This window comes from Lacrimispora sp. (assembly GCF_046972725.1).
Taxonomy (GTDB): Bacteria; Bacillota; Clostridia; order Lachnospirales; family Lachnospiraceae; genus Lacrimispora.
In genome coordinates this window covers 896,232-911,610 of the sequence record NZ_JBKVXF010000001.1, presented here as the reverse complement: position 1 = coordinate 911,610, position 15,379 = coordinate 896,232, and the positions used below count along the sequence as shown (strand labels likewise).

Below are 15,379 nucleotides of genomic sequence, written 5' to 3'. Positions count from 1 at the left end.
CATAAAAAATAAAAGAACAGGAGAATGATAGATGCTGAATTTTTCAGAACTGTATCCATGCAGCAATCAGGTGAGAACAGCATACTCCCTGGATGGTATGTGGAAATTCCAGTTTGACCCGGAAGAAAAAGGGTTAAAGGAGAACTGGCAGCTTAAGCTGCCAGAACCTGTCTCCATGCCGGTTCCTGCCAGTTTTTCGGACTTTTTTACGACAAAAGAGGAACGGGATTATTGCGGAGATTTTTGGTATGAGACGGAAGTATTTGTGCCGGAGGATTGGGCAAAACAGAAGTTGGAAATCCGGTTCGGAAGCATTACTCATCGTGCATTTGTGTATTGCAATGGCAATCTGGCAGCGACGCATGAAGGCGGATTTCTGCCTGTGGTTGCCAGTGTAACGGATTATGTAAAATTTGGTGAATTAAATAGTTTTGTCATAAAAGTCAATAACGAGTTGAATGAAGAGACAATTCCCTGTGGTACCACCATGGTGCTGAGTGATGGAAGAAAACTGGCCAAGCCTTATTTTGATTTTTTTAATTATTCTGGAATTCAGAGAAGTGTATGGCTTGTTTCAAAACCGGAAGAATCCATCGAAGATTTTGAAGTGGATTATGAATTAAATGGAGCAGATGCCGTCGTCCGGTATGAAATTAAGACAAATGGAAACCATCAGGTCTCTTTTGAATTATTTGACGAAGAGAAACGGCTGGTTGCAAAAAGTACAGGCAGGCAGGGAAGTGTTACTGTTGAGAGAGCCCATTTATGGAATGTTGGAAATGCTTATCTGTATCAGGCAGTTATGAGAATCTGGGATGGAGAAAAGCTGATCGATGAATATTCTTCTAAAATCGGTATCAGGACTGTGAAAATTCAGGGAAAAGAAATACAGATTAACGGACAACCGGTCTATCTAAAGGGATTTGGCAAGCATGAAGATTTTGAAGTGATTGGCCGCGGGTTCAACTGGGGCGTTCTAAAGAGAGATTTTGAGTGTATGAAGTGGATTGGAGCCAACTGTTTTCGAACCAGCCATTATCCTTATGCAGAAGAGTGGTATCAGTTTGCAGATGAGGAAGGCTTTTTGATCATTGATGAGGTTCCGGCAGTGGGAATGATGAGATCAACAAGAAACTTTGCGGCAGCAGGAACCGGTCAGTATACCGGATTTTTTGAAGCACCTACGGTACCAAATTTACAGAAAGCCCATCTTCAGGCAGTGGAGGAGATGATCGCAAGAGATAAAAACCACCCTTCCGTCATTGCCTGGAGTTTATTTAATGAACCGGAAACCACCAGTAAGCAATCTAAGGATTATTTTACACCGGTCTTTGATCTGGCAAGAGAGCTTGATCCTCAGAAGCGTCCGCTGACCGGTGCATTTGAAAAGAACAGCCAGCCGGAAATTTGCCAATGCTATCAGTTGTGTGATATGATATGTCTCAATCGGTATTATGGTTGGTATATCAAAGGCGGACCGGAGCTTGTGGATGCAAGAGAAGCGTTTATAACAGAGATGAATAAGTGGAAGGATAAAAATTTAAATATTCCGTTTATCTTTACTGAGTTTGGCACTGACACCATGCCATCGGAGCATAAACTTCCAAGCATTATGTGGAGTCAGGAGTATCAGGATGAGTATCTGGAAATGAATTTTGAAGTATTCGACCAATTTGACTTTGTACAGGGAGAACTTGTATGGAATTTTGCTGATTTCCAGACGACGGAGGGAATCATGCGGGTGAATGGTAACAAGAAAGGGATCTTTAACCGGATAAGACAGCCAAAGAGTGCCGCGTTTGTGTTAAAGGCTCGTTGGGAATCCATGGATTAGGAATGCAGAGAGGAAATAATTATGGGATTTTTTGATAATTTATTTGGCAGCAAGGAGAAACAGGGATTGGCTGCTCCTTCCGTAAAGAGCATTGTTTGCGAGCCGAGAACAATATACAGCCCTTTAAAAGGAACGGTCAAGCCGCTTTCAGAGGTAAGCGATCCGGTATTTGCAGAAGGAGTCATGGGCCCGGGTGTGGGAATTGATCCACAAGAGGGAAAATTATATGCTCCGGCGGATGGAGAAATTGTGTCCGTTTTTCCAACCGGACATGCTGTGGGAATGAAAACTAAGGATGGAATGGAAGTTCTGCTTCATATCGGAATCGATACGGTACAACTAGAAGGTGATGGATTTAAAGCTGTTGTAAAACAGGGAGATCACGTAAAAGCAGGGGAGCTGCTGGTAGAATTTGATCGTGTTAAGATTACTGAGAAGGGCTATCAGACGACTACAATGGTGCTGGTGCCAAATGCAGCAGAATTAGGGACCATGAGTGAGTCCCGTCTTGGTCCGGTTGAAGCCATGGACAAGCTGTTTGATTTTAAGTGATTTTTAATTTCTAAGCAACAGATCTCAGGGGAGTAATTAAAGGCCCGCAGGGCATTATAAATTTACAGTAACAAAAACAGGAACCAAAAGAGTCTGCATAATCTTTTGGTTCCTGTTTTTACATCATTAAATTGTTCATGTAAGATTTCCCCGGTATTGATGCAACCGTTCCAGAAACAGTTCCGCCGCTTTTGGCAGGTTCTTTTCATGTATGAGGTAGGAAAAATATCTGTAATATTGATTTTCCAGGGGAATGATTTTAATCTCTTTATTCTTTACGGACTCATCGACGACGAGTGAGGAGATAAAGCTGATTCCCATATTGTTTTTAACCGCTTCTTTGATGGAATAGTTGCTTCCCAGGGTAATCAGGTTTTTCGGAGATATGCCGTAGCTGTTTAAAAATATATTTAAATTTTCTCCGGTGCCGGAACCCTTTTCCCGGTGGATCCAGGTCTGGTTAGACAGGGAATGTTTCAGCTCTGCCTCTTTGTCATATTGAAAACCGACCGGAGCAACGATGACCATTTTATCCTTATAGAAATTGTGATGGATATAATTTTCTACGGGTACCGTTCCTTCGATTAAAGCGATATCAATATCATAATTTTTAAATTTTTCGTAGATATGCTCCGTATTCTCAATGGTCATATCCAGCTTTATGTTTGGGTATGATTTCATAAACTCACTTAATATAGAAGGAAGTAGAAATTCACCAATGGTCATACTGGCTCCGACTCTTAAGGTTCCGCAGGGAGAAAGGTCCGATTGCAAAAGCTCTTCTTTTGTTTCTTCCAGTACGGATAAAATCTGCTTTGCCCGTTTATATAGAATGTCCCCCTGGGCAGTAATAAAAATATTTCTTTGTTTATTTGAACGTTCAATCAGCCGTGTATGAAAATAATTTTCCAGATTTGAAATGTGAAGGCTTACACTTGGCTGGGATATATTAATGGCAGCTGCAGCTTTTGTAAAACTCTTTTTATCTACAACTGCAATAAATGTTTTTAATTCTTCAATCAAAGGTCTTTCCTCGTGTTTTATTTTTTATAAGAAACAATAGATTAGAAATATGAATAGGTATAATAAAAAATAAATATTATACTTATTGGTTCAAACACAGTATACTATATACTAGAATATGATGCAATAAGTATAAGGAGTTGTGAATGGTGAGAACGTTAGATGAAGTGTTATTGGGTGAAATTGATGGTTTTAAAGAACTGGGATATAAATTTTTAAATGGCGAAATGGGCAAGATGGATTTTAAAGGGGCTTCCGGCGGAATGGGTGTGTATGCCCATAGAAGCGGAAAAGAATTTATGATTCGGTTCAGAGTTCCCTCTGGCATCGCTCAGTGGAACACGCTTCAATTTATTTATGAATATGCGGTTAAATACGGTGTGGAAAATATACATCTTACAACACGGCAGGCAATCCAGCTTCATGGAATTACCATGGACCAAATCTGTGAGGTGATGGAGGAGGGAATCAGGCATGGCATCTATACAAGAGGTTCCGGCGGAAACTATCCAAGAAACATTGCCATTTCCCCATTGTCAGGAGTGGAAAAAGGAGAAGCCTTCGATGTATCTGCCTATGCATTGGCAGTGGGAGATTATTTCCTACAAAGAATCTATACATACAAACTTCCGAGAAAATTAAAGGTTGCATTTTCCAACAGTGAAAAAGACGTGGCGAATACAGGGGCAGTTGATTTGGGCTTTCTTGCCGTAGCAGAAAACGGTAATGAGTATTTTAAGGTTTACGTCGGTGGAGGGCTTGGAAGAAATTCAAAGATTGGTGTGGAGTTTCCGGAGCTTGTAAAGCCGGAGGATGTGTTATACCATGTGGAGGCTGCAACCCAGCTTTTTATCAGCGAAGGTGATTACCAGAACAAAAAGAAAGCCCGTATGAGATATATTCTGGACCGTATGGGGGCAGAAGAGTTTATGAGGTGCTACAGAAAGCATCTGGAAACGGTAAAAGAAAGCAAAGACTTAAAGCTGTCTGTCAGCAGGAAAGAATATCATAAGACAGGGTCGAAAACAGACATGAAGAGCCGCCGGTTGTATGAGCAGAAGCAGGAGGGGCTATACAGTGTCTATGTGCATCCGGTCGGAGGCCAATTGGCATTGCATGATTTAAGGCTTATTTTAGATGAGGTAAAGACGGTTCCCGAGGCAGAGATCAGGCTGGCAATGAGCGAGGGCTTATTTATAAGAAACTTAAACGGACAGGAAGCAGAGAGATTTCTGGATATTACAAAACATATTGGAGGAGAAACCCGTCTGGAGCGGTCCGTTGCATGTATTGGAGTTCCCACATGCCAGATAGGAATCCTTGACAGTCAGGAAACATTAAAAGAAGTAATCGCTTATTTTAAAGAAAAGAATTTTACAGAGGATGTATTGCCTCAGATCCATATTTCCGGCTGCCCGAATTCCTGCAGTGCCCATGAAATCGGAGAAATTGGTTTTTGCGGAAAGAAGATGAAGGTGCAGGGAGAAACAAAGGATGCGTTTGAATTGCATCTGGGCGGAAAACTCGGTATGGGGAAAACAAAGCTTGCTGATTACTGCGGAGATATTTTAAGAGAGAGTCTTCCTGAATTTTTATATGAGATTGGGTTAGAACTTTCAAAGACCGGGAAGGATTTTTACGACTGGACAGAGGAGAATCGGCCACAGTTGGAGGAAATTTTAAATCATTATATTATAAAATAAGAAAGGGGCGGTGCTTCAAAAGCACCACCTCTTTTTTTCGTTCAGTTATGATGCTGCAGGAATCATGGTATGTCCGTAATGCCTTTTTCCATGGAAAAAAATATTTTCCCACACTTTTCGATTATGACATGTCGTAATTTATAGTGCAATATGATATTCTTACTATATCAGACAGAAATTGGAGGGCTTACAAATGTGTGATATGAATGTGATAGAAACACCGTTTTCCTGCGAAAGAAATGGCCTGCAGATCCGGGGGAGGCAGTATGTTCCTGGTGGGGAACAAAAAAATAAAAAATATCCTGTAATAATTGTCAGTCACGGATTTACCGGTAATTATATCAGCGTAGAAGATTATTGCAGAGCGTTCGCACGAATGGGCTATGCTGCATTTGGCTTTAATTTTTGCGGTGGAGGAAAGATGGATGAAGATATCAGCTTTAAGAGCGATGGAGCCTCCACGAAAAGCACGATTTTTACCGAGGTCGAAGATCTTATTGCAGTAAAGGATTATGTAAAAGAGCTTCCGTTCGCAGACGAAAAAAATCTTATTCTTGCAGGGGTCAGCCAGGGAGGTTTGGTTTCCGGATTAGCAGCTGCCAAATGTAAGGAGGAAATTAAAAAACTCATTATGATTTATCCGGCGCTTTGCATACCGGATCATGCCAGAAGAGGGCGGCTTGGAGGTTCCCGATATGATGTTAATCATGTCCCTGAAATCATAGACTGTAAGGTAACCCGGCTGGGAAAGGTTTTTCATGACAGTGTGGTTTCCATGGATGTATTTCTTGAATTGAGTGCTTATAAGGGGCCGGTATTGATATTGCAGGGGCTGAAAGATGAGATTGTAAACTACTCATATGCGATACAGGCAAAGGAAACTTATGAAAAGGGACAGTGCCACCTTCAGCTTATTCGAGATGCCGGACATGGTTTTAATAAAATACAAAAGAACTGTGCGGTTGCTTCCATCAAGCAGTTTCTGCTGGGGCATAAGGAACTGCTTACGGTTCGCCTGATAGTTACAAAAAAAGAGCTTGTTACGGATGACGGTTATAGGAAATCCAGGATTTATTTTACCGGCTATTGTGACACAGAATGTTTTCATGGAACTGTTTTGCCGGGAGGCTGTGATACACAGGAATATGACCAGGAGAAGCTGACAAAGGAAAGGGCGGAATATACATTGCAGGGAGTGGATATGGAAGGAGAAATGTGCAGTCTCTATGTTGTCAATCAAAAGGTGGGTGAGGAGTGGAAACCGGTGATAGAAACAAACAGCAAAAATCTTCTGTGGCTCAACAATGCCGACTTAACAGCGATTCTTGAAGAAAGTAAAGAAGGGCCGGTAGTAAGAATCTTTGGCCAGTTGGCTTAATCGGTGTATCACTGAATCCATTCCCGGATACAACGATTGTCTTTTATTTGAGAAAAGGAGTGTCGCTTTATGAAACTATTAGCATATAACGTTCGGATGGACGAATCCATGTATTTTCAAAAATTTGCAGAGAAATATGAGGTGGAGCTTCATACTGTGCCTTACAGTCCTTCGCCGGAGAACGCAGGGAATACAGAAGGCTGCGACGCAGTTAGCGTTGTCACTTCCTCCATTACCAAAGAGATATTGAAACAATGGAAAGATAGTGGTATCCGCTGTGTATCCACCCGCACTGCAGGCTTTGATCATATAGACATAGATGCTGCAAAAGCGTTGGAGATTCCTGTCTCCACCGTCAATTATACGCCGGCCAGTGTGGCAGAATATACGGTTATGCTCATTCTGATGGCACTGCGCAAGGTAAAAACGCTGATTACACGAGGGTTGGTACAGGATTTTTCACTTACTAATGTGCGGGGGCGGGAGCTTCGTACCTGCACCGTCGGCATCATCGGAGCAGGAAGAATCGGAGAGGCTGTGATTCAGCGGCTTCGTGGATTTGGATGTAAGATTCTGGTACATACCCTGCAGCCGAAAGAAGCCCTTGCTTCCTTTGTTTCCTACGTTTCTTTCGATGAACTTCTGAAGGAGAGTGACGTTATTTCCCTTCATGTGCCTGCGGCGGCAGATACAAAATACCTGATTGGAGAGGCGGAAGTTGAAAAGATGAAGAAGGGTGCGGTGCTCATTAATGCCGCCAGGGGTACACTGATTGATACCCAGTCCCTGATTGCAGGTCTTGAATCAGGGAAAATCGGCGCGGTAGCTTTGGATGTAATTGAAAATGAAAGAAAAATATTTTATAAAGATTTGAAATATAAAGTGCTGTCCAATCGGGAACTGGCTGTCTTGCAGTCAATGCCCAATGTTATCATCACTCCGCACACGGCATTTTATACTGAGGAAGCTGTGAGTGATATGGTGGAATATTCTATTTTAAGCTGTAAATACGAGTTAGAGGGGAAGGAGAATCCCTGGCGGGTGTATTGATATCAGACAAAATGCTTCCGTATGCCACATGGATTCTCCCTGTGTTTTATTCCGTATAAAATTGGAAATAAGAATAATACTAAGAAAAAAAAAGCATACGGAGCAAAGATGAGAGCGAATAAACGATTAACAAAGGCTTTGAAACATGCGTCTGTCATTTCCTTTGATAAAAATTCAAAATATATATTTTTCAGTGACTGTCATCGGGGCGATGACAGCGTTTCCGATGAGTTTATCAGAAACCAGAATATTTTTTTGCATGCGCTGAATTATTACTATAAGGAAGGTTATGTCTATGTGGAAGCGGGGGATGGGGATGAGTTATGGGAGTACAAAAATTTCAGTGTGATCCGGCTTGCACACACGGATGTATTTACCGTGATGAAAAAATTTTATGATGCCGGCCGTTTCATCATGCTGTATGGCAACCATAATATTTATCTGAGATCAAAGCATTTTGTAGAGTCCAATTATTATGAATACTATGACGAGTATAATCAAAAAAAGGTGGATTTGTTTCGGGGATTAGAACCGAAGGAGGCTCTGGTCCTTCAATATAAAGATACCGGACAGAATATTCTCGTCATTCATGGGCATCAGGGCGACTTTATGAATGATCAGCTTTGGTTTTTTTCTATGCTGCTGCTCCGCTATCTGTGGCGGTATTTCCATCTGGTGGGCTTCGACAATCCCACAAGTCCTGCCCGCAATATGTTCAAAAGACATAAAATAGAACGGATATACGGTGAATGGATTGCAAAGCAAAAAATCATGCTGATCTGCGGCCATACACACAGGCCGAAATTCCCAAAAGCAGATGAACTGCCGTATTTTAATACCGGCTGCTGCATCCGGACCCGTGGTATCACCGGGATTGAGATAAAAAATGGTGAAATTTTAATGGTTGACTGGAGAATCGCTGCCGCTGAAGATGGCTGCCTGCAAATCCTCCGTACGGTGGTCCGGGGGCCTGTACCGATTGAAAAGTATGACGGTATGAAATTTGATTATTTCAAAACCCATAAAAGGTATGATGATGAATAAAATTTTATAAGGGTTTCTCACGGGCGTTTCCTTCCTTTCATATAATGCTGGAAAGAATACGGCTGGCTGGCCGTTAAAAGCAGAAAGGAAGCTAAGACGGTGAACAGAAACTTTATCCCTACACCTCATTTAAACGCCTGGGAGTGGAATGAGAATTATATCCCCTTTGGTATAACCAGTTTTCCAGGTCCTTCCTTTGAGGTGGAGACCATTGCAGAAAATCTATACGTTCCCTGGTCCGTGGTTGTCAGTGGGGATGGAAGGTTGTTTTTTACGGAACGAAACGGAACCCTGCGAGTCATAGAAAACGGTATATTAAATCCTGTGCCGGTGTATACGTTTGCCCCTCCTTTTGCCAGTATCGGAGAAGGCGGGCTTATGGGGCTTGCCCTGGATGAGGATTTTCTATCCAATGGTTATATTTATCTTATGTATAATTATGAAGACAGCGATGGAATCTACGGCCGGGTGGTGCGTATGACGGTTGATGGGAATACCGCTTCCCAAGAGGTGATTCTTTTGGATGGGATACCGGCAGACCGGATCCATAACGGGGGAAGGATTAAAATCGGACCGGATGGTTATCTGTATGTTACTGCCGGAGATGCGGGCAAACGGGAGCTTGCCCAGGACATAAGCAGTTTAGCCGGAAAAATACTGCGGATCGGAACCGATGGAAGTATTCCGCCGGATAACCCGTTTCCCGGTTCTCCGGTTTATGCTCTGGGGCTCCGGAATCCTCAGGGCCTTGCATGGAATGACAGGAATATTTTATATGCCACGGATCATGGAGAAATTGCTCATGATAAGATAAATATCATACAGCCAGGCGGAAACTATGGCTGGCCTTTGGTTATAGGAGATGAGGAAATGGAGGGATACGATTTTTTAAGGCCTGTGATACAAAGCGGGAATGACACATGGGCTCCAGCAGGGCTTACTTTTGTGACAGAAGGTCCAAGGAGCGGCCAGCTGCTTGTATCCACACTCCGGGGAAATGTGCTTCTGGCAATCACCTTTGATGAATCCGGAACAGAAGTGGTCAATGTGGAACGGCTGCTGGACGGCCGTTACGGACGCTTAAGGGAAGCCTATGAAGCTGCGGACGGTTCCATATATATTACCACCAGCAACACGGACGGCAGAGGAATACCGGATATAGGGGATGATAAAATCTACAGACTGGTGCTGTCATGATTTTTTTGAGCCGTATCACCATCTTTCCAGAGAGAGGTAGACAATTTCTTTGAAATTTGTTATAGTACGCTAAATAAATGTTTTTCGTACTTTAAGACGGAGGAATTGGCTTATGAAAACAATGGCAATAAAGTCTTTGAAGCTGCCGGCAGTGGGGCAAAGGATTTACCGTTCTGTATGGGGAGTCTGTCTATGTTTTGCTATTTATTATATTCGAGGAAAAGAAGGGATTCCCTTTTATTCAGCCATTGCAGCATTACAGTGTATTCAGCCCTATTCTGTTAGCAGTACGCAGATGGCAAAGCAAAGGTGTTTTGGTACTTTGATCGGTGCTGCATGGGGACTTTTTTTGCTTCTTCTCTTTGATTGGGGAGGAGGAATCTTTGATGAAAGTGCACTCAGCTATCTGATGATATCTCTGTTCACAGGACTGGTCCTTTATACAACGGTTGTTTTAAATAAAAAGGATACCTCTTATTTTTCCTGTGTGGTATTTTTAAGTATTACGGTAATGCATATGGGAGACAGCACTCCATTCCTGTTTGTTATGAATCGGGTGGCAGATACTCTCATAGGTGTGGTGATGGCAATGGTTGTAAATTCTGTTCATTTACCGAGAAATAAGCAGCTGGATGTGCTATATGTCTCCGGGGTAGATGATACGCTGCTTACCAGAGAGGAAAAATTAACTCCTTACAGTAAGGTAGAATTAAACCGGTTGATTGATGATGGAATGAAATTCACTCTTTCTACCGGCAGGACACCGGCAACCTTGATGGATTCTGTCAGAGGCATTAATCTGAAGCTGCCGGTAATTGTAATGGATGGAGCAGCGCTTTATGATATCAATGAAAATTCCTATCTTTTGACGTATGTGCTCACTTACGACCAGTCAGAAAGAATATTAAAGCTGTTAGATGAGAGGAAACTTAATTATTTTGCAAATGTGGTAATTGATGATTTGCTTGTGATTTATTATGAAAGGCTGGACAATCTGGCAGAACAGGGCATTTACCGGAAACTCAGAAAAAACCCTCTTCGCAACTATGTGAAAAGAAGGCTCCCTCAGTATGAAAATGTAGTTTATTTCATGGTGATCAACACCACGGAACAGATAAAAGCGGCCTGTAAATATCTGATGGAACAGGAATGGTCCGGGGAACTGAAGATACAAACCTATGAATCAAACGATTATCCTGGATATTCCTATATGAAAATATACAATAAAGAAGCCAATCGGGAGCGCATGCTGCAAAATCTGAAAGAAATGCTGGATATGGAAAAAAGCGTGGTCTTTGGAAGTATACCCGGACAATGCGATATTCTGATTGAAAATTCGTCAAAGAATGATATGGTCAAACGCTTGAAGAGAGAGTTTGAGCCTGTCCGTCTTTTCCGCTTCTGATTTCTGTAAAAAGCCAGTCATTTTCCATGGAAAACGGTTGGAAGAAGTTTTGTCAAGGATTTATACAGGTATCAGTTGCTAAGGCTTTTCGCCCAGGCAATCACCTTTGCGGAGTTATCCTTCGGATTTTTCTTAGGATCAACAAAAGCAATTTCACCAATGAATTCATTGTCCGGGATTGCTTTCTTTAGCTTTGCAAAGCATTTTTCGGCACCGCCGCCGCCATGGCTGGCAAATAACGCGATCCGCTTACCGTGAAGGTTATATTGACTGAGGAAACTTTTTACGGGCGGTGCAAATGATCCGGCCCAAACGGGAGTACCGATGATGATTGTCTCATATTTGTTCACGTCCATAGGGGCATTTAAAAGCGCAGGTTCCTCGCCGAAAAGAACGCTCTTACCTCCCCAAAGAAATTTCTTAAGGCCTTCCGTGGGATACTGCTTACTTGTTTTTAATTCAATGCTGTCGGCGCTTATGGTATCTGCAATCGTGTCTGCAAGATATTTCGTGTTGCCATTAAATGAAAAATATATAACCAGTGTGCTCATTTTGATTCTCCTCCTGTTTATATTTAGATTATTTGTGTTTACCGGCATATCTTAAAAATGATTTTCCGATATCCGTTTATGGATCATCTTTTGACTGTCTTATATAGTACAGTTATATTATATGGGGCAAGGTGCAATTGTAATCTGTTTATTGTGTGATTTTTTCATGTTCTTGCTGAATATGGCCTATGTTATATTTTTATGTAAAAGCGGTCAGACCAATAGCAGCAGGGTACCAATAACAATTAAAATTAAACCGGCAAAGGATTTTCGGCTCAGTTCTTCTTTTAAGATGAAATATGAAAATCCTATGGTAAGAAGTATGCTCAGTTTGTCGATAGGAACCACAATGCTTGCAGGGCCATCCTGCAGGGCCTTATAATAGCAGAGCCAGGACATACCGGTAGCAAGACCGGACAGAAATAAAAACAGCCAGTTCTTTTTATCCAATTCTTTGATTTCGGACTGCTTTTTTGTTATGAAAACAAGGATCCATGCCATAATTAAAACTATGACCGTTCGGATTGCTGTACCCAGGTTGGAGTTCACATCCTGGATTCCGATTTTTCCCAAAATAGAAGTCAGACTGGCAAAAACGGCGGAGCCTGATGCGTATAAAAGCCACCGGTTATCTATGGCCTTTTTCGTTTCTTCCTTTTTCTCAATCATTAAGTAGGTACCTGCACCGATGAGAAAAAGACATAAGATCTTTATTCCGGTTATGGCTTCGCTTAAAAAGATCATAGACAGGATCATGGTCAGTATTGTACTGGACTTGTCAATGGGAGTTACTTTATTGACGTTGCCCAGTTGAAGTGCTTTAAAATAGCAGAGCCATGACATGCCGGTAGCTAACCCGGACAGGACTAGAAAAAGAATTGTTTTTAAAGACAGTGCATTCATGGTATGCTGGGCACCTGTGATCCAGACCATGAACCAGGAAAAAAACAGAATCACAACGGTCCGCAGTGCGGTTGCCAGATTGGAATCGGTATTTTTAATTCCTATTTTTGCAAGTATTGCCGTTATTCCGGCAAAAAAGGCGGAACCAAACGCAAACAGTATCCACATGATCGTTCCTCGTTTTCTAAAATAAATTTATGTGAAGTATTTTAAGTACAGTTTACACTCTTATAATTAATATATCAATCTGTCCGCAGAAAAAAATTACATTATTTGTAAAAAAACAGGGGTTTGTTTCAAGGTGTCCTTGCGTTGGGTTATGGTTATAAGGTAATATAATATAAAAATGAGAGGATAAGATTGAATTGGAATGAAAAACGGCAAAGAGAAACAGGATTTTTTAGTCAGTCTTGAACATGGACTGAGTAGAGAACAGGTAAAATTGCGTTACGAGCAGGGAGAGTACAACAAACTGCCTGAACCAAGCACAAAATCTAAAAAGGATATTTTGAAAGATAATATATGCACCAGGTTCAATTTGTATAATCTGCTGATTGCATTGGCACTTGCCTTTGTGGGAGCCTGGTCGAACATGGCTTTTTTCCTCATAATTGCACTCAATGCATTTATCGGGATCATGCAGGAATTACGGGCAAAGAAGCTGATTGAAGAATTATCCATTCTTTCTGCCCCGCAGGTAAAGGTGATCCGTGACGGGCAGCTTCAGGAGATTGAAACAGGCGGCCTAGTTCTTGATGATATTATGGTTTTGGAAAGCGGAATGCAGATCTGTGCGGATGCAATGGTTAAAAAAGGGAGAATTGAAGTAAATGAGGCGCTTTTGACCGGAGAATCCGATCCGATTTTAAAGGAGACCGGTGATATATTATTGTCAGGAAGTAGCGTGGTCAGCGGACAGTGCCTGGCAGGTGTGATTCATGTAGGCGATGCAAATTATGTGGCAGGAATTACAAAGGAGGCAGGAAAATTCAAGAAAATTCACTCCGAACTTCTGGATTCCATGCGCCGTGTAACCCGGTTTACCGGATATTTGATTCCCCCGTTAGGAGTGATTCTCTTTATACAGGCATTCTTTATGAGGGAATCAGGAGCCGCACTTTCCGTGACCACAACAGCTGCGGCATTACTTGGAATGCTTCCCAAAGGGCTGGTGCTGCTAATCAGTGTAAGCCTTGCAGCGGGTGCAGCAGCATTGTCAAAGAAAAAGGTTCTGGTACAGGAATTATTCGCTCTGGAAACTCTGGCACATGTTGACATTCTCTGCCTGGACAAGACCGGAACCATTACCCAGGGAAAGATGCAGGTCATGTATATCAAAGAGCTGGAAAAGGCAGAGCAGCCGTTAATGGATCTTCTGGGGGCCTTTGTAGCCGCCTCAGACGATAATAATGCAACGTTTCAGTCCCTGAAAGAATATGTGCCCCCTTGCCATCTGGAATCAGTCATTGAAAAGATACCATTTTCTTCCGAAAGAAAATGGAGTGCCGTAACCTTTGAAACCCTGGGAACACTGGTTGTCGGCGCGCCGGAACGCATGACAAAAGAGGTTTCCGGAGAAGTAAAATCAGAAATGGAACATGGAAACCGGGTGCTTCTGGTGGGTATCACTGGTGAAACCGTGGGGATTAAAGCGCCTCTTCCCAGGCTGAAGATTATCGGTATGATTTGTGTGACAGACCCGATCCGGGAAAATGCTGTTGAGACATTGGATTATTTTAAGAAGGAAGGAATCAAGATAAAAGTAATTTCCGGAGATAATCCAGTGACTGTAGCGGCTGTGGCTGAAAAAGCAGGCATTTTGGAAACCGGAGCATACATTGACATGAGTGAGCTTTCCGGTGAGGAAGAGATTGCAGCGGCTGCCGGGACTTATTCCATATTTGGAAGAGTCTCTCCCATACAAAAAAAACAGCTGGTACAGGCATTGAAAAAACAGGGACATACCGTAGCCATGACCGGAGATGGCGTAAATGATTTGATGGCACTTAAGGAATCTGATCTAAGTATTGCAATCGGGGATGGCAGTGACGCAGCAAGACAGGTATCCAGGCTTGTTTTAATGAATTCTGATTTTGGAGTACTTCCGGACGTAATGAAGGAAGGCCGCAGGGTAGTCAATAATGTGACCCGTACCGCAGGTATCTTCTTTGTAAAGACGATTTATTCCATATTATTATCCATTGTATGCGTTCTGGGGAATCTTGCTTTTCCCTTTGTTCCCATACAGATTACGTTGATTGATCTTGCAATTGAGGGATATCCGTCTTTTATAATGTCTTTTCAGCCGGATAATAAAAAAGCACCAAAGCATTTTCTGAAAGAGGTTTTGAGCAGGGCGCTTCCAAATGCGCTTGCCATTGTCATGTGTTTTTTAATTATTCGATTGTCTGCGCCTGTTTTTGGAATGACAGACGGACAGGAAGCGGTACTTCAATATTTAACCGTAGGAACGGTTGGCATAGCGGCGGTATTTAAGGCGTGTCTGCCGTTTGATATGGTCAGAACCTTTGTGTTTGGGACAATGACGGTTGGATATTATGGGGCTGTTTTGATTTTTCATAAAATCTTAAAGGCAGAACTTCCGGAGTTGAAAACCTGGGCGCTGTGGCTTTTGATGGCAGTTATAAGTGTTTTCCTGGAACGCATATTCGCACTGCTCATTGCCAAAAGAAACGGGACAATAAGACAACCGGAGAGATAACTTTATAATCATTCCGG

Annotated in this window: 12 protein-coding genes; 9 read left to right on the top strand and 3 right to left on the bottom strand. The window is 42.3% G+C overall.

All coding sequences use genetic code 11. The features are described from left to right. The first annotated feature begins 31 nt into the window (after positions 1-31). Positions 32-1,834 (top strand): beta-glucuronidase, encoded by a 1,803-nt coding sequence (gene uidA, locus ACLTWA_RS04545; protein WP_412326375.1) that lies wholly within the window; start codon positions 32-34, stop codon positions 1,832-1,834. Between the two features lie 21 nt (positions 1,835-1,855). After that, positions 1,856-2,386: a PTS glucose transporter subunit IIA gene (locus ACLTWA_RS04540; protein WP_412326374.1), complete on the top strand. Its 531-nt coding sequence runs from the start codon at positions 1,856-1,858 to the stop codon at positions 2,384-2,386. Positions 2,387-2,521: 135 nt separating this feature from the next. Here ACLTWA_RS04540 and ACLTWA_RS04535 read toward each other — a convergent pair whose 3' ends face one another. After that, on the bottom strand, positions 2,522-3,409 hold the full coding sequence (locus tag ACLTWA_RS04535) for a LysR substrate-binding domain-containing protein (RefSeq protein ID WP_412326373.1): 888 nt from the start codon (positions 3,407-3,409) through the stop codon (positions 2,522-2,524). Between the two features lie 146 nt (positions 3,410-3,555). Here ACLTWA_RS04535 and ACLTWA_RS04530 point away from each other — a divergent pair, with 146 nt between their 5' ends. From ACLTWA_RS04530 to ACLTWA_RS04505, 6 genes are all read left to right on the top strand, one after another. Then, on the top strand, positions 3,556-5,112 hold the full coding sequence (locus tag ACLTWA_RS04530) for a nitrite/sulfite reductase (RefSeq protein ID WP_412326372.1): 1,557 nt from the start codon (positions 3,556-3,558) through the stop codon (positions 5,110-5,112). 193 nt (positions 5,113-5,305) lie between these two features. Beyond that, positions 5,306-6,490 (top strand): alpha/beta hydrolase family protein, encoded by a 1,185-nt coding sequence (locus ACLTWA_RS04525; protein ID WP_412326371.1) that lies wholly within the window; start codon positions 5,306-5,308, stop codon positions 6,488-6,490. A gap of 69 nt (positions 6,491-6,559) precedes the next feature. Beyond that, positions 6,560-7,540, top strand: coding sequence for a D-isomer specific 2-hydroxyacid dehydrogenase family protein (locus ACLTWA_RS04520; RefSeq protein ID WP_412326370.1), 981 nt, complete (start codon positions 6,560-6,562; stop codon positions 7,538-7,540). Between the two features lie 108 nt (positions 7,541-7,648). Further along, a complete protein-coding gene (locus ACLTWA_RS04515; protein ID WP_412326369.1) occupies positions 7,649-8,584 on the top strand; it encodes a serine/threonine protein phosphatase in 936 nt (311 codons plus the stop codon). Positions 8,585-8,683: 99 nt separating this feature from the next. After that, on the top strand, positions 8,684-9,781 hold the full coding sequence (locus ACLTWA_RS04510) for a PQQ-dependent sugar dehydrogenase (RefSeq protein ID WP_412326368.1): 1,098 nt from the start codon (positions 8,684-8,686) through the stop codon (positions 9,779-9,781). A 112-nt stretch (positions 9,782-9,893) separates the two neighbouring features. Continuing rightward, complete coding sequence (locus ACLTWA_RS04505; RefSeq protein WP_412326367.1) at positions 9,894-11,186, top strand: HAD hydrolase family protein; 1,293 nt, start codon at positions 9,894-9,896, stop codon at positions 11,184-11,186. A 71-nt stretch (positions 11,187-11,257) separates the two neighbouring features. Here ACLTWA_RS04505 and ACLTWA_RS04500 read toward each other — a convergent pair whose 3' ends face one another. Both ACLTWA_RS04500 and ACLTWA_RS04495 read right to left on the bottom strand, forming a co-directional pair. Further along, entirely contained in the window at positions 11,258-11,737 is a 480-nt protein-coding gene (locus ACLTWA_RS04500) for a flavodoxin family protein (RefSeq protein ID WP_412326366.1), read from the bottom strand. Between the two features lie 213 nt (positions 11,738-11,950). After that, positions 11,951-12,808: an EamA family transporter gene (locus ACLTWA_RS04495; RefSeq protein ID WP_412326365.1), complete on the bottom strand. Its 858-nt coding sequence runs from the start codon at positions 12,806-12,808 to the stop codon at positions 11,951-11,953. A 202-nt stretch (positions 12,809-13,010) separates the two neighbouring features. Between ACLTWA_RS04495 and ACLTWA_RS04490 the strand changes: the two genes are divergently transcribed. After that, positions 13,011-15,362, top strand: a complete 2,352-nt coding sequence (locus ACLTWA_RS04490; RefSeq protein WP_412326364.1) for an HAD-IC family P-type ATPase — start codon at positions 13,011-13,013, stop codon at positions 15,360-15,362. The last annotated feature ends 17 nt before the right edge of the window (positions 15,363-15,379 follow it).